At 69.5% G+C, this 20,996-nt stretch carries 17 protein-coding genes; 8 read left to right on the forward strand and 9 right to left on the reverse strand.

Features of this window, described 5'->3' with window-relative positions; all coding sequences use genetic code 11:
- Positions 1-7: 7 nt before the first annotated feature.
- Both ACWGKQ_RS16390 and ACWGKQ_RS16395 read right to left on the reverse strand, forming a co-directional pair.
- The gene (locus tag ACWGKQ_RS16390) at positions 8-2,128 is read right to left on the reverse strand and encodes a CHAT domain-containing WD40 repeat protein (RefSeq protein WP_453292589.1); all 2,121 of its coding nucleotides are present in this window, start codon (positions 2,126-2,128) and stop codon (positions 8-10) included.
- Positions 2,129-2,151: 23 nt separating this feature from the next.
- Entirely contained in the window at positions 2,152-2,847 is a 696-nt protein-coding gene (locus ACWGKQ_RS16395) for a hypothetical protein (RefSeq protein ID WP_453292590.1), read from the reverse strand.
- Positions 2,848-2,997: 150 nt separating this feature from the next.
- Between ACWGKQ_RS16395 and ACWGKQ_RS16400 the strand changes: the two genes are divergently transcribed.
- The 3 genes from ACWGKQ_RS16400 to ACWGKQ_RS16410 all read left to right on the forward strand — a co-directional run bounded on the left by ACWGKQ_RS16400 (position 2,998) and on the right by ACWGKQ_RS16410 (position 6,499).
- Positions 2,998-3,315, forward strand: coding sequence for a CU044_2847 family protein (locus ACWGKQ_RS16400; RefSeq protein WP_453292591.1), 318 nt, complete (start codon positions 2,998-3,000; stop codon positions 3,313-3,315).
- Between the two features lie 174 nt (positions 3,316-3,489).
- Positions 3,490-5,310 carry an ABC transporter ATP-binding protein gene (locus ACWGKQ_RS16405; RefSeq protein WP_453292592.1) on the forward strand — a complete coding sequence of 607 codons (1,821 nt, stop codon included), beginning with the start codon at positions 3,490-3,492 and terminating at the stop codon, positions 5,308-5,310.
- A gap of 202 nt (positions 5,311-5,512) precedes the next feature.
- A complete protein-coding gene (locus ACWGKQ_RS16410) occupies positions 5,513-6,499 on the forward strand; it encodes an aldo/keto reductase (protein ID WP_453292593.1) in 987 nt (328 codons plus the stop codon).
- Here ACWGKQ_RS16410 and ACWGKQ_RS16415 read toward each other — a convergent pair.
- From ACWGKQ_RS16415 to iolD, 7 genes are all read right to left on the reverse strand, one after another.
- Positions 6,493-8,502, reverse strand: a complete 2,010-nt coding sequence (locus ACWGKQ_RS16415; protein WP_453292594.1) for a beta-galactosidase — start codon at positions 8,500-8,502, stop codon at positions 6,493-6,495. The genes ACWGKQ_RS16410 and ACWGKQ_RS16415 overlap by 7 nt on opposite strands.
- Positions 8,499-9,821 (reverse strand): glycoside hydrolase family 36 protein, encoded by a 1,323-nt coding sequence (locus ACWGKQ_RS16420; RefSeq protein WP_453292595.1) that lies wholly within the window; start codon positions 9,819-9,821, stop codon positions 8,499-8,501. Before ACWGKQ_RS16420 ends, ACWGKQ_RS16415 begins: the two co-directional genes overlap by 4 nt.
- A 26-nt stretch (positions 9,822-9,847) precedes the next feature.
- On the reverse strand, positions 9,848-10,738 hold the full coding sequence (locus tag ACWGKQ_RS16425; protein WP_453292596.1) for a carbohydrate ABC transporter permease: 891 nt from the start codon (positions 10,736-10,738) through the stop codon (positions 9,848-9,850).
- Positions 10,735-11,715, reverse strand: coding sequence for a carbohydrate ABC transporter permease (locus tag ACWGKQ_RS16430; protein ID WP_453292597.1), 981 nt, complete (start codon positions 11,713-11,715; stop codon positions 10,735-10,737). The genes ACWGKQ_RS16425 and ACWGKQ_RS16430 overlap by 4 nt, the downstream gene beginning before the upstream one ends.
- A 9-nt stretch (positions 11,716-11,724) precedes the next feature.
- Positions 11,725-13,041, reverse strand: a complete 1,317-nt coding sequence (locus tag ACWGKQ_RS16435; protein WP_453292598.1) for an ABC transporter substrate-binding protein — start codon at positions 13,039-13,041, stop codon at positions 11,725-11,727.
- Positions 13,042-13,361: 320 nt separating this feature from the next.
- Complete coding sequence (locus ACWGKQ_RS16440; protein ID WP_453292599.1) at positions 13,362-14,147, reverse strand: GntR family transcriptional regulator; 786 nt, start codon at positions 14,145-14,147, stop codon at positions 13,362-13,364.
- 41 nt (positions 14,148-14,188) lie between these two features.
- Positions 14,189-16,060 (reverse strand): 3D-(3,5/4)-trihydroxycyclohexane-1,2-dione acylhydrolase (decyclizing), encoded by a 1,872-nt coding sequence (iolD, locus tag ACWGKQ_RS16445; RefSeq protein WP_453292600.1) that lies wholly within the window; start codon positions 16,058-16,060, stop codon positions 14,189-14,191.
- A gap of 316 nt (positions 16,061-16,376) precedes the next feature.
- Here iolD and ACWGKQ_RS16450 point away from each other — a divergent pair, with 316 nt between their 5' ends.
- From ACWGKQ_RS16450 to ACWGKQ_RS16470, 5 genes are all read left to right on the forward strand, one after another.
- Entirely contained in the window at positions 16,377-17,396 is a 1,020-nt protein-coding gene (locus ACWGKQ_RS16450; protein WP_453292601.1) for a sugar ABC transporter substrate-binding protein, read from the forward strand.
- Between the two features lie 5 nt (positions 17,397-17,401).
- Positions 17,402-18,472: an ABC transporter permease gene (locus ACWGKQ_RS16455; protein ID WP_453292602.1), complete on the forward strand. Its 1,071-nt coding sequence runs from the start codon at positions 17,402-17,404 to the stop codon at positions 18,470-18,472.
- Positions 18,473-18,476: 4 nt separating this feature from the next.
- Positions 18,477-19,388 (forward strand): ATP-binding cassette domain-containing protein, encoded by a 912-nt coding sequence (locus ACWGKQ_RS16460; protein ID WP_453292603.1) that lies wholly within the window; start codon positions 18,477-18,479, stop codon positions 19,386-19,388.
- 4 nt (positions 19,389-19,392) lie between these two features.
- The gene (locus ACWGKQ_RS16465) at positions 19,393-20,295 is read left to right on the forward strand and encodes a sugar phosphate isomerase/epimerase family protein (protein WP_453292604.1); all 903 of its coding nucleotides are present in this window, start codon (positions 19,393-19,395) and stop codon (positions 20,293-20,295) included.
- 129 nt (positions 20,296-20,424) lie between these two features.
- Positions 20,425-20,595 carry a hypothetical protein gene (locus ACWGKQ_RS16470; RefSeq protein WP_453292605.1) on the forward strand — a complete coding sequence of 57 codons (171 nt, stop codon included), beginning with the start codon at positions 20,425-20,427 and terminating at the stop codon, positions 20,593-20,595.
- Positions 20,596-20,996: the final 401 nt, after the last annotated feature.

A 20,996-nucleotide genomic window follows, 5' to 3' on the forward strand; every position in this document is an offset into this window, starting at 1 on the left:
CGGGCATTCATCTGGGCTCGGGCAGTCCTACACTGCGGATGACCTTGGCCTCGCCCGCGCTGGCGAGGAAGCGGCCGTCCGGATAGTAGGCCAGGGCATTCACCGAACGGTTGTGCTTGTCGGTGAGCAGGCACTGCCCCGTGTCGGCCTGCCACACGCATACCGCGCCGTCCTCGCCGCCCGTGGCGAGCACGGTGCTGTCGGGGCTGAACGCCACCGCCCGCAGACCGCCGTTGTGCTCCACTTGGAACAACTGGGTCCAGGTCTCCGTTTCCCTCACCTGGGCGGTGCGGTCCTGGCTGCACGTGGCGATCTTCCGCCCGTCCGGTGAGAAGGCGACACCGAGTACGAAATCCTGGTGCGGGAACCGGGCCTCCAGCCGGCCGGTGTCCACGTCCCAGACGTACGCGTTCTTGTCCTCGGACGCCGTGAGCAGCCAGCGGCCGTCCGGGCTGAACCCGACGGCCTTGACCGCGCGGGCATGGCACAGGGACAACAGGCGGATCCCGGTACTGAGATCCCACACGCAGGCCGTCGCATCCGCGCTGCCGGTGGCCAGGCGTCTGCCCGTGGCGTCGAAGTCCACCGCGTTGACGAAATGACGGTGGGCCAGTTCGGCGGTCACGGACCGGGTCGTCATCTCCCAGACCCGAGCCAGGTTGTCCGTGCTGCCGGTCGCCAGCCTGTCGCCGTCGGGGCTGAAGGCGATCGCGTTGACCATCGTGCTCCACCCGCCGAGCCGACGCTCCCACGTCGACTGGCCGCTGACCACGTCCCAGACGCGCACCAGCTTGCGGGACCCGGTGGCGAGCAGGCGCCCCTGCGGATGGACAGCCAGGCTGACCACCCAGTGTCCGGTTTCGATCGTCGGACGTGGTGTGAGGCCGGGCGGAGGAATCAGGCGGGCAGGAGCGGTTCGCCCGGACTCGGGCTTCCCCTTGTCTTCCGCGTCCTCCTTGTCCTCCTTGTTCTCCTTGTCCTCCTCGATCTTGTTGGTCTGCGTGACCACCGTCTCCGCGGCAGTGGACGGGAGGGGATGGGTGAGGTCGAAGAGCCGGGCGTCACCGCTGCGCTGGTAGAGGACGGGCGTGAAGCATTCGAGGCTGTCGTCCTTGTCGGCCCGCAGTGCGACACGACCGGTGCGTACCGCCTCGTCGACCGGTCGGTTCGCCGCCAGGGCCTGGTAGAAGGCCCGGGAGAAGAGCACGGCCGCCTTGTCGGTGACCGGGAACTGCATGGCCACCACGGCCGGCACGGTGAACTCCAGCTTGGCTGCCGTGCTGGAGAACAGATCCTGCGCGTGGGAGGTCCCCGTCTCGCAGCTGTTGAGTACGACGAGGCGCGGTGCGGGCTCGGCGATGCTGAGGAGCGCGCCGAGCGCTTCGGCGTGCAGCGGGTCCTCCCGGCCCTGCTCGTCGGTGAAGACGATCATCCCTTGGCGCCGGTGGTCGTCGAACCTTCCGTGACCGATGAAATGGAAGATGTGGCAGCCGCGCAGCAGCGATCGGAGGAGATCCGACTTGGTCTCTCCGCGCACCCAGTCCAGCCGGACCATTCCCTCGTCCATGAGCGGCTTGAGCGCGGCACCCAGACTCTCCCGCTCGGCCTCCGCGTTCAGCCGGCCGAGGGAGCCGGGGAGCGACACCATGCCAAGGACGCGCAACGGAGGGTCCACGTGCAGCGGCGAGACCGGCTCCAGCATCTCCACGTAGCGAATGATCGGGTGATGCAGGCACAGATAGCCGCCGAGCTTCTCGTCGTAGAGAAGTTCCCAGGGCAGTGCCGCGAGCTCCGGTGAGCGCACTCGGAGAACCATCCGCAGCCGCCGCCCGTGTTCCTGCGCCCGCTGCCTGCTGGACAGATACAGCGCTTTGACCGGGCTCTGCAGCACGGCGTCACACAGTATGCCGCCGACCTGCCGGGCGGGTGCCTCCAGTGCGGACTGCATGCCGCGGGAACGCGCGGCGGAACCCAGCACGGCCATCTCCAGAGAGGGCAGTCGATCCAGCAGTTCCCGGGCGTCGATGTCGGCAATGGATCGGTCCTCGCCGCACGGCGAGGACACGTCGATGCAATAGCCGTGAGGCGCCTCGCTCATTTCGAGTACGAAGTCAAATTCCGCCGCCATGGCGCTCTTCCCTCAGGGCCGGATCAGGATCCGGACGCGATGGTGTGCGAAGGCGTGGGCGGGGTGGTGTTCTCATCCCCTACGGGTTCGGGCTGCGAGGTGCGATCGACCCATTTCTGGAACTCGGCGAAATGCTGCGGATCGTCGGTCTGGGCCCATACCACGATGTTGAAACGCCGGTCCGTGTACATGGCCACCGTGGTCTTTCCGCTCACGTAGCAGGCCTGGTCGCCGACCGTTTTTGATTCATCGCTGAAGTAGTACGACACCTTGCCTCCCGTCTGGTAGTCCTGCAGGGTCTTACAGTTGGACCCAGTGAGGTCCGACGGGGTCACCTGGCTGATCCAGTAGTCCTGCATGGAGTTCACATCGGGGAACATGACGTACCAGGCCTGATACGAGACGCTGTCCGCGTTGCAGGCCATTTCCACGGCTCCCTTCGGGGATTCGCTGCCTTCCGTGCAGGTGAGCGCCGATTTGACGTCGGACGGAACGTGAGCCCGGAGGTCGGCCAGTGTGGGCCCGCGCTTCTCTGTCTGGGTCACCCCCCACACCCCGCCGACCAGCAGCAGCACACCCAGAATGGCGATCACGATACGGGGTGTCCGATGCATCTTCGGAATGGTCATAAGGCGCCTGGAAATGCCACTGCCGATCAGAGCGGCCGCCAGGAGGAGAATCCCGATCACGATAAGAACGATCTCGACGGCGCGTGACATCGCTCAGCTCCCTTCGCGGATGGGCTGCATCCACGGCCGAAGCCCACTGGCCCGGTCCTTGCCTTCTGCGTACACGTCCGGGAAATGAAAGAAAGGTCAACCATCTGGCGATATACGGCATTTCGTGTTAATCCATAGTTTATGGCAATCATGGAATTCTCGCTAGGCGAGGGCGGCAGTGTGCTCGTCAGGGTCTCCGACGAGCCGGACGCGGCCGCGGTCGTCACCCGCGGTGGTTCGATGTCTGCGGTCATCGAGAAGGCCGAGGGCACGTTCGACTCCGTCATGCAATCCGTGCGGGCGGTGGCCCGGGGCGTCTCCGCGCAGGTGGAGGACTTCGGGCAGCGTCCGGACGCGCTGGTCGTGCAGTTCGGCGTCGAGTTGAGCGCCCAGGCGGGGGCGATCATCACGGCGGCCGGAGCCTCGGCACAACTGACCGTGACTCTGACCTGGAACCGGACGGAGTGACCGGGTCCGGACGGCGGCGACGCGTGTTCGCTGCGTAGTCGTCGGCGGAAAAACACGTGGACTCCGCGGCCGTCCTCGCGGCACACTTCCCTTTCCTGACCTGCCGATTCCAGGCCGCCGCGGACCATGTGGCGGCCGACTCGGCATGCCGTACGACGACTACACAGGGTTGAGATGACATCCTCAGTCGATTTACCTGCGACCGGACCCCGGCAGGGCGCGGTCCTGCTCGCGCTCCGCTACTACGGACGGGAGCTGGCCCGGCTCAAGTGGCTCACGCTGCCCGGAATGCTGCTGCCGGCGCTCGGCAACATCGGAATCAACTACCTGGCACCGCTGGTGGTGGCCAGGCTCGTCGGCCGGATCGCCGACGGCCACGGCCTGGACCTCGGCGCCGCACTGCCGTACGTCCTCGGCTTCGGCGGTGTCCTGCTGCTGGCGGAGGCACTGTGGCGGATCGGTCTGCACTGTCTGAACCGTCTGGACGCCCTCGGCATCGAGCAGTTGTACGTCATCGGAATGGACGAACTGTTCGCCAAGGACGCCGCGTTCTTCCACGACAACTTCGCCGGGTCGCTCACCAAGCGGGTGCTGAGCTTCGCCACCCGCTTCGAGGAGTTCGCGGACACGCTGACCTTCAACATCGTCGGCAGCTTCGTACCGCTCGCGTTCGGGTCGGTGGTGCTGTGGCGCTATGAACCGCTCCTGGTCGTCGGGCTGCTGACGATGATCGCGGTCACCGGCGTGTGCGTGGTGCCGCTGATCCGCCACCGGCAGCGGCTGGTCGCCCAGCGCGAGGACGCCATCGCCCGGGTGTCCGGGCATGTCGCCGACAGCCTGATGAACATGGACACGGTCCGGGCGTTCGCCGCGGAGGAGCGGGAGGCCGCCGAACACCGGTCGCGGGTCGCCGAGTCACGGCGGCGCCAGCTGCGCTCGTGGGACTACGGCAACCTGCGCATCGACACCTTCGTCGCGCCGATGTCCGTGGCGACCAACGCGCTGGGGCTGCTGCTCGCGGTGGCGCTGGCCGGTGGCGGGCACAGTGTGGAGGCGGTCGTGGTCGCCTTCACGTACTACTCCAACGCGACCCGGATCATGTTCGAGTTCAACCAGATCTACCGGCGCATGGAGAGCTCCATGACCGAGGCGGCCCAGTTCACCGAACTGCTCCTGGAGCCCCCGACCGTGGTCGACCCGGAGGCTCCGGAACCGCTCGCGCCGCGGGCCGCCGGCGTCCGCTTCGAGAAGGTCTCCTTCACCCACGCGGGTGCGAAACCGCTGTTCGAAGGGCTTGAACTGGACGTGCCCAGCGGGTCGAAGTTCGGCTTCGTCGGCCGGTCGGGCGGCGGCAAGACCACGCTCACCCGGCTGCTGCTGCGGATGACCGACATCGACGCCGGCCGGATCATGGTCGGCGGCCAGGACATCAGCCGGCTGCGCCAGGCCGACCTGCGCAGCCAGATCGCCTACGTCCCGCAGGACCCGGCGATGTTCCACCGCACCCTGCGGGAGAACATCGCCTTCGCCCGGCCGGACGCCACCGACGCCGAGATCCGGCTGGCCGCCGAGGCCGCGCACGTCACGGAGTTCGCCGACGCGCTGCCGGACGGGTTCGACACCATGGTGGGGGAGCGCGGCATCAAGCTCTCCGGCGGCCAGCGCCAGCGGGTCGCGCTGGCCCGGGCGATCCTGCGGGACGCCCCGATCCTGCTCCTGGACGAGGCGACCAGCGCGCTGGACTCGGAGAGCGAGATCCTGGTCCAGGAGGCGCTGTGGCGGCTCATGGAGGGCCGCACGGCACTGGTGGTGGCGCACCGCCTGAGCACGGTCGCCTCGATGGACCGCCTGGTGGTCCTGGACCGCGGCCGGATCGTCGAACAGGGCACGCACCACGAACTGCTCGCCGCGGAGGGCGCCTACGCCAAGCTGTGGCAGCACCAGTCGGGCGGGTTCCTGGACGAGGGGCCTGCGGCGCGGGCCGAAGTGGGCTAGGCGCTCGGCTGTTTGGGGCCGGGGAGATACGTCGTCGGTTGGCTGCGGCATCGTTGTGGCTGGTCGCGCAGTTCCCCGCGCCCCTTCGGGGCGCTGTCCAACCGGGGCGCTGCTGTCAACCGGCTTGACCTGAAGCGCACTTCAAGATGAAGACTCGCCGTCGTGCGCCCGGACCCGGGTGTGCGGACGGAGGAGACGGCACATGAAGTACCGCACCATCGGCACCGACCCGAAGACCCGGCGCGAGGTGAGTGTCCTCGCGCTCGGGGCCATGCTGTTCGGGTCCCGGACCGACGAGCAGACCTCATTCGCCGTCCTCGACCGCTATGTCGAGGCCGGCGGGAACTTCATCGACACGTCCGACAACTACGCCTTCTGGGAGGACGGCGGCCAGGGCGGCCAGAGCGAGGAACTGCTCGGCCGCTGGCGCCGCAGCCGCGGGATCGGCGACGAAATCGTCATCGCCACCAAGCTCGGCGCCCGCCCGCTCGCCCCCGGGACCAGCTACACCGACAACGCCGAGGGGCTGTCCGCGAAGGTGATCCGGGAGTCGGCCGAGCGCAGTCGCGAACGCCTCGGCGTGGAGAAGCTCGACCTGCTGTACGCCCACATAGAGGACCCCGCCGTCCCGCTCCGCGAGACCGTCGAGGGGTTCGCGGCGCTCGTCGCGGAGGGCACCGTCGGCCTGCTCGGCGCCAGCAACCACGCCGTCTGGCGACTGGAGCGCGCCCGCGCCCTGGCCGCCGCGGCCGGGCTGCCCGGCTACGAGGTGCTCCAGTACCAGCACAGCTATCTGCGCCCGCGCACCGACATCCCCGACGACCTGTTCCCGGACGGCGGTCTCGGCGGCACCGACGCCCAGCTGCGCAGCTATCTGCGTGCGGAGCCGGACCTCACCCTGGTGGCCTACTCACCGCTGCTCAAGGGCGCCTACACCCAGCCCGGCAAGGCGCTGCCCGCCGACCACGACCACCCCGGCACCCCGGCCCGCCTCGCCGCGCTGGGCGAGGTGGCCCGGGAGACCGGGGCCACCCTCAACCAGGTGGTGCTGGCCTGGCTGCTGGGCGGGCCGCTGCCGGTCGTCCCGCTGGCCGGGGTGTCGTCCGTGGCCCAGCTGGAGGAGAACCTCGCCGCCGTGGACCTGGAGCTGACGCCCGGCCAGCGGGCCCGCCTGGACGCGGCTCACTGACCGCGCGGCTCCCGTACGACGGCGATCTCGCCCGGCGCCACGGTGACCGTGCCGTCGGCCGGCTTGCCGGACAGCAGCTCCACCGACCCTGCCGCCACCGGGAGTTCGGCACCCTTGCCGGTGTGGTCGATCACGAACACGTAGTCCGCGTCCGCACCGCGCCGCACGACGACCTCCACGCCCGCCGGTGCGGTGCGGCCCGCGGCCACGCCCGCCTCGGCACGGATCCGGCCGAGCAGCCCCGCCAGGGTCTCCGGGTCCGGGAGCGTCGCCACGTACCAGGCGGTGCCCGCGCCGTACCCGTGCCGGGTCACCGCCGGTACCCCGGCCAGCGGCCCGTCGGCGTACGACGTCACCGCCGTCGCGCCCGCCAGACCCACCCGCTCCGACCAGAGCGAGCCGGTGCCGCCCTCGCTCAGCGTCACCCGCTCCTCGGGCAGCAGCGGGAACAGCTCGTCGGTGCGCACACCCAGCAGCTCCCGGAAGGCACCCGGGTAACCGCCCAGCCGCACATGGCAGTTCTCGTCCACGGCGCCGCTGTGGAAGCCGACGGCCAGGGTGCCGCCGGCCTCCGCGAAGGCGGTCAGGTTCGCCGCGCCGGTGTCGTCCACCAGGTACAGGCTCGGGGCCAGGACCGCCTTGTACGCCGACAGATCGGCGTCCGGGCGGACGAAGTCCACCGCCACGCCCGCCCGCCACAGCGGCTCGTACCAGGCGCGGACGAGGTCCAGGTAGCGCAGCTTCTCGCTGGGCTGCGAGGGCAGTTCGACGGCCCAGCGGGCGTCCCAGTCCCAGACGACGGCCACCTCGGCCGTGCCGGTACTGCCGCGCACCTCGGCAAGTGCCGTGAGATCGGCGCCCAGCCGGACCACGTCCTGCCAGATCTGGCTGTCGGTCCCGGCGTGCGGCAGCATCGCCGAGTGCCACTGCTCGGCACCCGCCTTCGCCGCCCGCCACTGGAAGTAGCAGATGCCGTCCGCGCCGTGCGCCACATGCGCGAGCGCGTTGCGGCGCAACTCGCCCGCCGTCTTGGCCCGGTTGACGGGCTGCCAGTTGACCGCGCCGGTCGAGTGCTCCATCAGCAGCCACGGGCCGCCGGCGAGCGACCGCATCAGGTCGCCGCTCAGCGCGACGTCGATCTGCGACTCCGGGTCGGCCGACATCAGGTAGTGGTCGTTGGCCACCACGTCCAGCTCCGGTGCCCAGCGCCAGTAGTCGAGGGCGTCGAAGTTGTGCATCACCATGAAGTTGGTGGTGGCGGGGATCGCGGGGGCCGCCGCCCGGAGCACGTCCCGCTCCGCCGTGTACAGCGAGAGCAGCTCGTCCGAGCAGAACCGCCGCCAGTCCAGCTGGTGCGTCGGGTTGGGGACCGCGCCGGTCGCGCGGGGCGGCAGGATCTCCTCCCAGTCGTAGTACCACTGGCTCCAGAAGGTGGTGCCCCAGGCCTGGTTGAGGGCGGCCAGGTCGTCGGCGTACTTCGCCCGCAGCCAGCGGCGGAAGGAGGCCGCGCTGGTGTCGCAGTAGCAGGCCGCGTTGTGGCAGCCGTACTCGTTGTGGACGTGCCACATCTTCACGGCCGGATGGCTCGCGTACCGGTCGGCGATCGCGCCGGCGATCCGGAGCGCGGCCTCGCGGTAGGCGGGGCTGCTCGGGCAGAACGTCTGCCGGCTGCCGTACGACAGGGTGCGGCCGTCGTGGTCCACCGGGAGCGCCCCGGGGTGGGCGCGGAAGAACCAGGCCGGCGGGGCGGCCGTCGGGGTGGCGAGGTCGGCGGCGATGCCGTTCTCGTGGAGCAGGCCGAGGATCCGGTCCATGCGCGAGAAGTCGTAGACGCCCTCGGACGGTTCCATGAGGGCCCACGAGAAGATGCCCACGCTGACCATGTTCACGCCCGCCTCGCGCATCAGGCGGACGTCCTCGGCCCACACCTCCTCGGGCCACTGCTCGGGGTTGTAGTCGCCGCCGTAGGCGATGCCCGGGACGGAGAGGGTGCGGTCGCTCATCGGTTGACTCCGGTAACTCCGGTGAGAAGGCGGCGGGTTGTCTCCACGCCCCACTGGTCGAGGGAGAGCAGCCGGTCGCTGGAGGCGACCAGGCCGCCGACGGCCTCCACATGCGCCGCCCAGCGCGCACGGGTCTCCACGGCGGGGCGCGCCATCAGGCAGTCGGGGTCGTTGACCCAGAGCCGGCCGTGCTGCCACTGGCGGCCGACCCCGGTGAACTCGGCGGCGGCCTGGCCGGGTTGGCTGAAGTCGTCGGCCTCGGGACGGCGGTGCGGAGCCGTGTCCGGGCTGACCCGCATCGCGTCGAACAGGCCGATCGAGGGCAGCACCGGCGCGCCGCAGCCGAGGAGGTAGGCGTCCGCACCGATCGCCTCCCGGATCAGGCCGATGCCGAGCCGGTACGCCGTGAGCGCGTCCGCGCCCGAGTGCCGTACGCCGTCCATCGCGCCCGCGTAGAGGAAGTCGGCCTTGAAGTAGTCGTAGCCCTCGGCGCGCAGCGTCCTGAAGACGTCGGTGAGGTAGGCCGCGGCGGCCGGGTGGGTGGTGTCCAGGACGTACAGCGCGTGACCCCAGTTGCGGCCCGCGCGCAGTGCTCTGCCGTCGGGGTCGCGGACCAGCCAGTCCGGGTAGGTCTCGGCGAGATCGCTGCCCGGGTCCACCAGGAAGGGCGCGGTCCAGATGCCCGCCCGGCGGCCGCGGGCGCGGATGGCGTCCGCGATGCCCCGCCGGGAGCGGAAACGGCCGGACAGGGTCAGCCAGTCGCCCAGCGCGCTCTGGTAGCCGTCGTCGATCTGCACCACGTCGATCGGCAGGTCGAGGGTGTCCATCGCCCGCAGGTTCTCGTGGATGTCGTCCTCGGTGACGGCCGTGAAGTACTCGTACCAGGAGCACCAGACGGTGGGCGCGGGGCGGGGCGCCGGCAGGGCCAGGGCGGCGGCCCAGTCGGCCAGTACGGACTGGATGCCCGAGCCGGTCCACTCCTTGACCGGACCGTCGGCCTCGACCTCCGCGACCCCGGCCGCGACGGTCAGCCGGATCGAGGGCACCTCGTGCAGCGGGTCGGCCGCCGCCCAGAGCCGGACCGGGGAGCCGTCGCCCGGGTCGAGCGCCAGCAGGCCCTCGCCCTGGAAGGCGCCGGCGGGCACGCTGCGGCCGGGGCGGTAGCACACGGTCGCCCAGTTGTCGTTCGTCGGGCGGTACGGGGCCGTACCGAGGGCGTAGGCGCCACTGGGCGACCAGGACTGCCAGCCCTCTTCATGGACACGGGCGCCACGCGTGTCCACGGCCACCGAGGTGACCGGGGTGAACGGGTTGTGCACGAGGTTCTCTTTCGGACGGGGCCGGATCAGCCCTTGGCGGAGCCCAGTGTCAGACCGCTGACGAACTGCTTCTGGAGCGCGAAGTACACGAGCAGCGTCGGGATCGCGGTGAGCAGGGAACCGGCGGCGATCAGGTTCGGGTCGGTGAAGAACTGGCCGGAGAGGTTGTTCAGCGCCGAGGTGATCGGCATGTTGTCACCCGTCGAGATCAGCACCAGGGCCCAGAAGAAGTCGTTGTAGATCCAGATCGACAACAGGGTCGCCAGGGCCGCCATCGCCGGCTTGCACAGCGGCAGCGTGACCTGCCAGTACAGCCGCCACACCGAGGCACCGTCCACCAGCGCGGCCTCGGTCAGCTCGTGCGGCAGCGACCGCATGTAGTTGCTGAGCACGAACGCGCAGAACCCGGACTGGAACGCCACATGGATCAGCACCAGACCGAGCGCCGAGTCGTACAGCTTGCCGCTCGCGGTGATCCCCGGCAGGTTCGTCAGCAGGTACATCCGGTACAGCGGGGTGATGATGACCTGCTGCGGCAGCAGGTTGCCGGCCGTGAAGACCAGCAGCAGGAAGAGGTTGACCCGGAAGTCGAAGCGGGCGACGTAGAACGCGACCATCGACGACAGGAACAGCGTGAGCAGCACGGACGGGACCGCGATGACCAGCGTGTTCATGAAGTAGTGGGTCATGTCCGACTGCTCGAACGCGTTCTTGAAGTTGTCGAAGTTCAGCGTGTGCGGCCAGGACACGTAGCCGCGGTTGCTGGTCTCGCTGTACGGGCGCATGGCCGAGAAGATCGCCCACAGCAGCGGGGCGAGCCAGGCCAGGGCCGTACCCGCCAGGAACACGTGCAGCAGGACACGGGCCGGGCGGATCGGGTTGCGCTGCTTGGGCAGCGCGCTGCTCACGGTGCTCATGCGCGCCGCTCCTTCCGGAAGGTCGCGATCAGATAGGGAATGATCACGATCAGGGAGATGAACAGCAGCACCACCGCGATCGCCGAGCCGTAACCGATGCGGCTGGACTCGCCGATGATGTTGTTGGTCACCAGGATGGAGAGCAACTCGGTGCCCTGTGCGCCCTTGTTGAAGACGAAGACCAGGTCGAAGGCGCGCAGTGACTCGATGATCGTCACGACCAGGACGATGGTGTTGGTCGGCCGCAGCGTCGGGAAGATGACGTTCTTGAACGTCTGCCACTCGTTGGCGCCGTCGAGGGCCGAGGCCTCCCGCAGCGACGGGTCGACGCTCTTCAGGCCGGCCAGGTACAGGATCATCATGTACCCGGTGTGCCGCCAGGACGCGGCCACCAGCACGGCCCACAGGTTGAGGTTCGGGTCACCGATCCAGTCGATGTAGTGGCCCGGCTTGTTGGCGCCGATGAGGCTGTTGATCAGGCCCGTGTCCGGGTTGTAGATCAGCTGCCAGACGAACCCGATGCACGCCAGGGAGATGACGACCGGGAGGAAGAACGCCGTCTGGTAGACCCGGCTGAACCTGATCTTCTTGTCCAACTGCACGGCCAGGAACAGGCCGAACGGGGTCGGGATCAGGATGAGCACCACGAACCAGATGATGTTGTGCTCGACGGCCGGCCAGAACTGCGGGTTGTCGGTGAAGAGTTGCTTGAAGTTGTCGAGCCCGACCCACTTGATGGAGTCGAAGCCGATGCCGTCCCAGGAGGTGAAGGCCAGCAGGATCGAGGCCAGGGCGGTCACCCAGACCAGGAGGACATGGAGGACCGTCGGCACGCCCGCCATGAAGGCGAGCGTGATCCGGTCGCGGCGGGTCAGCAGGCGCCGGTGGCCCTGCGGGATCCGCTTCTTCTCGGACGCGCGCCCAGGAGGCGGCACGGCGGCCGCCTCCTGGGACTTCGGGGGGGTGTCAGTCGTCATTCAGCAGGCTCACTCGGACGCGAAGATCGTCTTCTTCTGCCGCTCGATGGACGAGAGCAGGCTGTCGATCCCCTTCGGGTTCTGCAGGAACTTCTGCAGACCGGGCTGCATCACCGTGGAGGTGAAGTCCGGGCGGGAGTCGCGGTCCATGAACTGGGTGAGGCTCTTGGCGGCGCCGATCATGTCGTACGCCTTCTTCTGCAGCGCCGAGTACGACGACGTGCTGGCCTTGTTGGAGGCCGCCACCACGCTCGGGTCGCCCTTGAGGTAGAGCTCCTCGGCGGCCGGGGTGCCGAGGTACTCCAGCAGCTTCACGACACCGTCGTGGTTCTTCGGGGACTTGCTGACCATGAAGCCGTCGGTGGGCGCCTCCACGGTCTCCTGGCCGTACGCGGAGTTGATCTCCGGGAAGGCGAAGAAGTCGAGGTCGTCCAGGTCGGCCTTGTTGGTGAACTGCTGGGCCACGAAGGAGCCGAGGAGGTACATGCCGGACTTCTTCGACACCAGGCCCTGGGCGGCGTCCTGCCAGGTACGGCCCATGAAGCCGTCCTGGTGGTAGGGGAGCAGCTCGGCCCAGTGGTCGAAGACGGCCTTGACCTTGGCGTCGGTCCAGGCGGCCTTGCCCGCCATCAGCTGGACGTGGAAGTCGTAGCCGTTGAGACGGAAGTTGATCTGGTCGAAGGTGCCCATCGCCGGCCAGGCGTCCTTGTCGCCGAAGGCGATCGGGACCAGGCCGTCCTTCTTCATCTGCTTGCACAGGGCCACCAGTTCGTCCCAGGTGGTGGGGACCGTGTAGCCGTGCTGCTGGAAGACGCTCTTGCGGTAGAAGACCGCCCACGGGTACGTGTTCAGCGGCACGAAGTAGTACTTGCCGTCCGCGCCCTTGCTGAGCTTCTTCATCGCGTCCGGGAAGTTGGCCCCGATCTTCTCCCACACGTCGTCGATCGGGGAGGCCAGGCCCTTCTGCGCGAAGAACTGCATGCGGTAGCCCGCGAACCAGTTGAACACGTCGTCCGGCGTGCCCTGCAGGTACGAGTTGATCTGCTCCTGGAAGGTGTTGTGGTCCTTGGTGTTCACCTTGACAGAGATGCCGGACTGCTTGGTGAAGGCCGTGTAGAGGGCTCCGTAGGCCTTCTTCGGCACGGCGTCGGACTGGTTGGAGCCGAGGCTGACGGTCTTCGAGTCCGAGGAGGAGGACCCGCTGCCCCCGCAGGCGGACAGCAGGGGTATGCCGGCACCGGCGAGCAGAGCGGCCGAACCGGCGCCGCGCAGGACGTTACGGCGGCTCGGACCCGGAACGTGAAGACCGGACGGGGAGATGCGCATGGCGGCTCCTGAGTAACAGGGTTCGGCAAGGGGAAGAGTTGATCTTCGAAAGGTCCCGAAACCGATCAGAAACCAACTCGGCCGAACATCGTGGGCGCAATAACAGCCGCTTGTCCGCTCATGCGTCAATAGCCTGCGGCTCTATCGCCCGTCTCTTGCCCGAAACGTAATCGACATGGTCGCCTACCGGTTTGTTGAACAAAGTGGTACGACGGAGCCCCCACGGGACAAACTCCGTGGGGGCTCGTGTGCGGGCGTGTTGGTTTCGGGTGGCCGGACCAGTGGTTAAACCCGGTGCAACCAGCCCGGCACGCCATGTTCTACGGCCGTACGAGCAGCTGGAAGTCGAAGGCGTACCGGGACGCCCGGTAGACATGGCTGCCGTACTCCACCGGCCGCCCGGTGTCGTCGTACGCCGTGCGCTGCATGGTGAGCAGGGCCGCGCCCTCCTGCTCGTCGAGCCGGACGGCCTCCTCGGCCGTGGCGCGGCGGGCCCCCACCGTCTGCCGGGCGCTGTGCAGGGTGATGCCCGCCGTGCGCATCATCCGGTACAGGCCGGTCGACTCCAGGCGCTCCGTGTCGAGTTCGATCAGGGCGGCCGGCAGGTAGTTGCACAGGAACGCCACCGGCTGGCCGTGCGTGCAGCGCAGCCGCTCCAGGACGACCACCTCCGCGCCCTCCGCGATCCCGAGCGCGGCGGCCACCTCCGCGCTCGCCGGGATCCGCTCGTTGCGCAGCACCCGGGTGGTCGGGCCCTGCCCGGCCGACTCCAGGTCGTCGTAGAGGCTGCTGAGCTCCAGCGGCCGCTTGACCTGGCTGTGCACCACCTGGGTGCCCACGCCCCGGCGGCGCACCAACAGCCCCTTGTCGACGAGGGACTGGATGGCCTGGCGGACCGTGGGCCGGGACAGGCCGAGCCGCACCGACAGGTCGATCTCGTTGCCCAGGAGGTTGCCCGGGGCGAGCACTCCGTGCTCTATGGCCTCCTCCAGCTGCTGGGCGAGCTGGTAGTAGAGCGGCACCGGACTGCCGCGGTCCAGGGCGAAGTCCAGGGCGTCGAGTGCCGAGACGGTCGCGGTGCGGGCGGAGTCCTTGGTACGGGTCACCGGGACACCTCCTTTCGGGGTCTTTCGGGGTTCGGGGGGACTCACAGATGCCGGCGGCGGTCGGCGACCTGCCGGTCGTAGTCCTCGCGGGCCCGTACGGCGGCCTCGCGCTCGGCGGTCTCGGCGACCGGCACGTCCCACCAGGCCTCGGCCGGGGGAGCGGTGGGCGCCGGGTCCGTCTCCACGTACACACACGTCGGCCGGTCGCTCGCGCGGGCCGCGGCGAGCGCCTCGCGCAGCTCCCGCACGGTCTTGGCGCGCAGCACCTCCATGCCGAGGCTGGCCGCGTTGGCGGCGAGGTCCACCGGCAGCGGGGCCCCGCCGAAGGTGCCGTCGGCGGAGCGGAAGCGGTAGGCGGTGCCGAACCGCTCGCCGCCCACCGTCTCGGAGAGGCCGCCGATGGAGGCGTACCCGTGGTTCTGGATGAGGACCAGGTTGACGGGCAGACCCTCCTGGACGGCGGTGACGATCTCGGTCGGCATCATCAGATAGGTGCCGTCGCCGACCAGCGACCAGACCGCGATGTCCGGGGCCGCCTGCTGGACGCCGATGCCGGCCGGGATCTCGTAGCCCATGCAGGAGTAGCCGTACTCCAGGTGGTACTGGCGCGGCGAGCGGGCCCGCCACAGCTTGTGCAGGTCGCCCGGGAGCGAGCCGGCCGCGTTGATGACAACGTCGTCATCGCCGACGACCGCGTCAAGGGCGCCGAGCACCTGGGTCTGTGTGGGGGCGGCGTCCTCGTCGTCCGCGCGGTAGGCGGCCTCGACGACGGCCTCCCAGCGCTCCTTGCCGGCCCGGTACTCGGCCGCGTAGTCCGCGGCGACCCGGTGCCCGGACAGGGCCTCCGCGAGGGCCGTGAGCCCGGCCCGCGCGTCGCAGACGAGCGTGCGCGCGGCCAGCTTGTGGGCGTCGAACCCGGTGATGTTCAGGTTCAGGAAGCGGACGTCCGGGTTCTGGAAGAGGGTGCCGGAGGCCGTGGTGAAGTCCGAGTACCGGGTGCCGACGCCGATGACCAGGTCGGCGGTGCGGGCCAGGTCGTCGGCGACCGCGGTGCCGGTGTGCCCGATACCGCCCAGATCGGCCGGATGGTCGTGGCGCAGCGAGCCCTTGCCCGCCTGCGTCGAGGCGACGGGGATGCCAGTGGCCTCCACAAGGGCCCTCAGAGCGTCTTCCGCGCGGCTGTGGTGGATTCCGCCGCCCGCGACGATCAACGGCCGCTCGGCGGCCCTCACGGCCCGTACCGCGTCCGCCAGCTCGACCGGGTCGGGGGCCGGCCGCCGGACCCGCCAGACGCGCTCGGCGAAGAACTCCTCCGGCCAGTCGTACGCCTCCGCCTGGACGTCCTGGGGGAGGGCGAGGGTGACCGCGCCGGTCTCCGCCGGGTCGGCGAGGACCCGCATGGCGTTGAGCGCGGAGGGGATCAGCGCCTCGGGGCGGGTGATCCGGTCGAAGTAGCGGGAGACCGGACGCAGGGTGTCGTTGACGGAGACGTCGAACTCGGTCGGGTGCTCCAGCTGCTGCAGCAGCGGGTCGGGCGCGTGGCTCGCGAAGTAGTCGCCGGGGAGCAGCAGCACGGGGAGCCGGTTGATCGTGGCGAGGGCGGCGCCGGTCACCAGGTTGGTGGCGCCCGGGCCGATGGAGGTGGTCACCGCCTGCGCCGAGAGCCGGTCCAGCTGGCGGGCGTGGCCGACCGCCGCGTGCACCATCGACTGCTCGTTGCGGCCCTGGTGGTACGGCATGACGTCGCCGTACTCCAGGAGCGCCTGGCCGATCCCCGCCACATTGCCGTGGCCGAAGATGCCCCAGGTGCCGGCGATCAGCCGGTGCCGGACGCCGTCGCGCTCGGTGTACTGGGCGGACAGGAACCGCACCAGCGCCTGGGCGACGGTCAGGCGGGTGGTCGGCTGGCTCATGGGAGACCTCATTCGGACGGGGTGGTGTCGGTGTGGAGGGGCGGGCGGGCGTCGGCGGACCGGGTCAGGGGTACGCCGGGTGGGAGCGGGTAGGGCACGTGGGCGGATGCCCCTCAGGTGTAGATCGGGGCAGGTCGCGCTGTCAATGGTTTGTACTTACATTCGGACCTGAGTGTGAAATGATGTCTTAACAAAGTATTGACAGCGGGCCGCGCAGGGACTTGTATCCCGTCCCAACGCACAGCAGTGACCCGGACCACCTTCCTCGGCCCGGGTCCGCCGATCTTCCCCCGCAGCACAGTGAGGTGCAGGAAAGATGGACCGTTCTTCCCACTCCCGTTCGCGCCGGCTGGCCCCGATCGTGGCCGTCGCCGCGGCGGCAGCCCTGACCCTCGCCGGCTGCTCCAGCAGCTCCGGAGGAAAGAAGTCCGAAGAGGGGGGAGCGGCGGCCTCGGCAGGCAAGGCCTCCACCCCTCGGATGACGGTCGCGCTGGTCACCCACCAGTCGCCCGGTGACACCTTCTGGGACATCGTCCGCAAGGGCGCCCAGGCCGCCGCGGACAAGGACAACATCAAGCTCGTCTACTCCGCCGACCCGAACGCCGGCAACCAGGCCAACCTGGTGCAGAACGCGATCGACCAGAAGGTCGACGGGATCGCCGTCACCCTCGCCAAGCCGGACGCCATGAAGGACGTCATCGCCAAGGCCAACTCCGCGAAGATCCCGATCGTCGGCCTCAACTCCGGTCTGAGCGACTGGAAGAAGCTCGGCCTGCTGGAGTTCTTCGGCCAGGACGAGACGGTCGCGGGCGAGGCGCTCGGCAGCCGGCTGAACTCCGAGGGCGCGAAGAAGGTCGTCTGCGTCATCCAGGAGCAGGGCAACGTCGGCCTCACCCAGCGCTGCGACGGTGTGAAGAAGACGTTCTCGGGGACCACGGAGACCCTGTACGTCGACGGCACGTCCCCGACCTCGGTCAAGTCGACGATCACCGCCAAGCTCACGCAGGACAAGGCCATCGACCACGTGGTCACGCTCGGCGCCCCGATCGCGCTGATCGCCGTCCAGTCGGCGTCCGACGCGGGCAGCAAGGCGAAGGTCGCCACCTTCGACCTCAACAAGGACCTGACCACAGCCATCGGCAAGGGGACCATCGAGTTCGCCGTGGACCAGCAGCCCTACCTCCAGGGCTACCTGGCGGTCGACTCGCTGTGGCTCTACAAGAACAACGGCAACTACAGCGGCGGCGGTGAGCAGCCGGTGCTGACCGGCCCGGCCTTCGTCGACAAGTCCAACGTCGCCAAGGTCGCCGAGTTCGCCGCGAAGGGCACTCGGTGATCGAGATGAGTCAGGAGACCCAGCCGGCGGTGGCCACACCGCCGGCCTCCGGTCCGAAGGAGAAGGACGGCCGGACCGCCCAGCGCCCGCTGGCGCTCAGGCTGCTGGCCCGCCCCGACGTCGGCGTCTTCCTCGGCGCGGCCGCGGTGTACGTGTTCTTCCTGATCGCGGCCCCGCCGGTGCGGGAAGCCAGCTCGATGGCGAACATCCTGTACCAGTCGTCGACCATCGGCATCATGGCACTGCCGGTGGCGCTGCTGATGATCGGCGGGGAGTTCGACCTGTCGGCGGGTGTCGCGGTGATCACCTCGGCGCTCACCGCCGCCATGCTCAGCTACCAGCTGACCATGAACGTGTGGGTCGGTGTGATCGCCGCGCTGGTCGTGTCGCTGGGGATCGGGTTCCTCAACGGCTGGCTGGTGGTCAAGACGGGACTGCCCAGCTTCCTGATCACCCTGGGCAGCTTCCTGATCCTGCAGGGCGTGAACCTCGCCGTGACCAAGCTGGTCACCGGGAACGTCGCCACCGACGACATCAGCAACATGGACGGCTTCTCCCAGGCGCAGAAGGTCTTCGCGTCGTCCTTCGACATCGGCGGCGTCCAGGTGAAGATCACCGTCGTCTACTGGCTGGTGTTCGCGGCCATCGCCACCTGGGTGCTGCTGCGTACGAAGTACGGCAACTGGACGTTCGCGGTCGGCGGCAACAAGGACAGCGCCCGCGCGGTCGGTGTCCCGGTGAACTTCACCAAGATCTCGCTGTTCATGCTGGTCGGCTTCGGCGCCTGGTTCGTCGGCATGCACCAGCTGTTCTCCTTCAACACCGTGCAGTCCGGCGAGGGCGTGGGCCAGGAGCTGATCTACATCTCCGCCGCGGTCATCGGCGGCTGCCTCCTGACCGGCGGTGCCGGCTCGGCGATCGGCCCGGTCTTCGGCGCCTTCATGTTCGGCATGGTCCAGCAGGGCATCGTCTACGCGGGCTGGAACCCCGACTGGTTCAAGGCCTTCCTCGGCGTCATGCTCCTGGGCGCCGTGATGATCAACCTGTGGGTGCAGCGCACCGCGACCAGGAGGTGACCCGATGACAGACAACACCACCGGAACCCACGGTGCCGTCCTTGCGGACGAGGCCCCCGTCGACGGCACCCCGATCGTCGAACTGCGCTCCACCGGCAAGTCCTACGGCAACATCCGCGCCCTGCACGGCGTCGACCTCAAGGTCTTCCCCAACCAGGTGACCTGCGTGCTGGGCGACAACGGCGCCGGCAAGTCCACCCTCATCAAGATCATATCGGGGCTGCACCAGCACACCGAGGGCGACCTGCTCGTCGACGGCGAGCCGGTGCGCTTCGCCAGCCCCCGGGACGCCCTGGACAAGGGCATCGCCACCGTCTACCAGGACCTCGCCACCGTGCCCCTGATGCCGGTGTGGCGCAACTTCTTCCTCGGCTCCGAGATGACCAAGGGCCCCTGGCCCGTGCGCCGTCTCGACATCCAGAAGATGAAGGAGACCGCCGACCGCGAACTGCGCAACATGGGCATCATCCTGGACGACCTGGACCAGCCCATCGGCACCCTCTCCGGCGGCCAGCGCCAGTGCGTGGCCATCGCCCGCGCCGTCTACTTCGGCGCCCGCGTCCTCATCCTGGACGAGCCCACCGCCGCCCTCGGCGTCAAGCAGTCCGGCGTGGTCCTCAAATACATCGCCGCCGCCCGCGAACGCGGCCTCGGCGTCATCTTCATCACCCACAACCCCCACCACGCCTACATGGTCGGCGACCACTTCAGCGTCCTGCGCCTCGGCACCCTCGAACTCTCCGCCGAACGCAGCGCCATCACCCTGGAGGAACTCACCAACCACATGGCCGGCGGCGCCGAACTCGCCGCCCTCAAGCACGAGCTGTCCCAGGTACGCGGAGTCGACGTCGAAGAACTTCCCGAAGAGGAAGACCTCACCGCCCCCGTCGGGACCGGCCCGGAAGGAAAGTCCTGAGCCCATGACCGACGCTCTCGACCGCATCCGGGTCGGCTCGGCTCCCGACTCCTGGGGCGTCTGGTTCCCGGACGACCCCCGGCAGGTCCCCTGGGAACGCTTCCTCGACGAGGTCGCCGAGGCCGGCTACTCCTGGATCGAACTCGGCCCGTACGGCTACCTCCCGACCGACCCGGCCCGGCTCACCGACGAGATCGCCAAGCGCGACCTGTTGGTCTCGGCGGGCACGGTCTTCACGGGCCTGCACCGCGGGCCGGCCGTCTGGGAGTCGACCTGGGAGCACGTCAGCCAGGTCGCCGCGCTCACCCAGGCGATGGGGGCGAAGCACCTGGTGGTCATCCCGTCCTTCTGGCGGGACGACAAGACCGCCGAGATCCTGGAGCCGCCGGAGCTGACCGGCGAGCAGTGGGCCCACCTCACCAAGGGCATGGAACGGCTCGGCCACGAGGTGAAGGAGGCGTACGGCCTGGACATCGTCGTCCACCCGCACGCCGACACCCACATCGACACCGAGGACCACGTCGAGCACTTCCTCGACTCGACCGACACGGACCTGGTCAACCTCTGCCTGGACACCGGTCACTACGCCTACTGCGGCGGCGACAGCGTCAAGCTGATCGAGACGTACGGCGAGCGGATCGGCTACCTGCACCTCAAGCAGGTGGACCCGGCGATCCTCGCCGACGTCCAGGCCAAGGGCACCCCGTTCGGGCCGGCCGTGGCCCAGGGCGTGATGTGCGAACCGCCGGCCGGTGTGCCGGAGCTGGCGCCGGTGCTGTCCGCGGCGCAGCGGCTGGGGGTCGAACTGTTCGCGATCGTCGAGCAGGACATGTACCCCTGCGAGCCGGACAAGCCGCTGCCCATCGCGGTGCGCACCCGGAAGTTCCTGCGGTCCTGCGGCGCCTGACAGCCGCATCCCGGGACCCGCGGAGAGATCCGCGGGTCCCCGCGCGCCCCGGCGGGTTCGGGAACATCCGCCGGGGCGCGCGCGTTTGCCAGATGACGGGTGACGTCCGCTACGACGGGGAGGACGAGCATGAGCCACGAGGAGACCGCGGCCGAGGCCGTGACACGCAAGGAGCGCTTCGGCGCGCTGCCCGAGCGGATACGCCCGGAAGACATGGTGGAGACCACGCCGGCGGTCCAGCACGACCCGGACCGGGACGCCTACGACCCCGACGAGTTCGCGATGCGCTTCGGCCTCTGAACCGCCGCGGGGACGCGGACCGCGCCGCGGGCGACCAGGCTCTCGGCGCAGTCCAGCACCGTCTGCCGGGCCGGGCAGCGAGGGGTCCCGGAAGCGGGCCGCGAGCCGTACGGCGAAGTCCGGCAGCCGGCGGGTGGTGCCTCCCGCCCGCGCTCGCCGAGGCCCTCCCGCGGCACCCGACCCATGTCCGCCATCCACCCGAACTCGCCGGGGGCGAGGAAGCGTTCGCCCGCCGCAGGCGGTGAGGTCCCCGGCACGCGGAGACGCGGGCGGCGCGGATCCCGGGCCTGATCGTGGACGGGCTGCGGACCTGACACGACGGACGGCGGGGCGGGGACTCGTACGCCACGAGCACCGCGTACGCGGCCAGCGGCTTGGTCACCGAGGCCAGGGGGAAGCGG

The organism is Streptomyces sp. NPDC054770 (genome assembly GCF_053611985.1).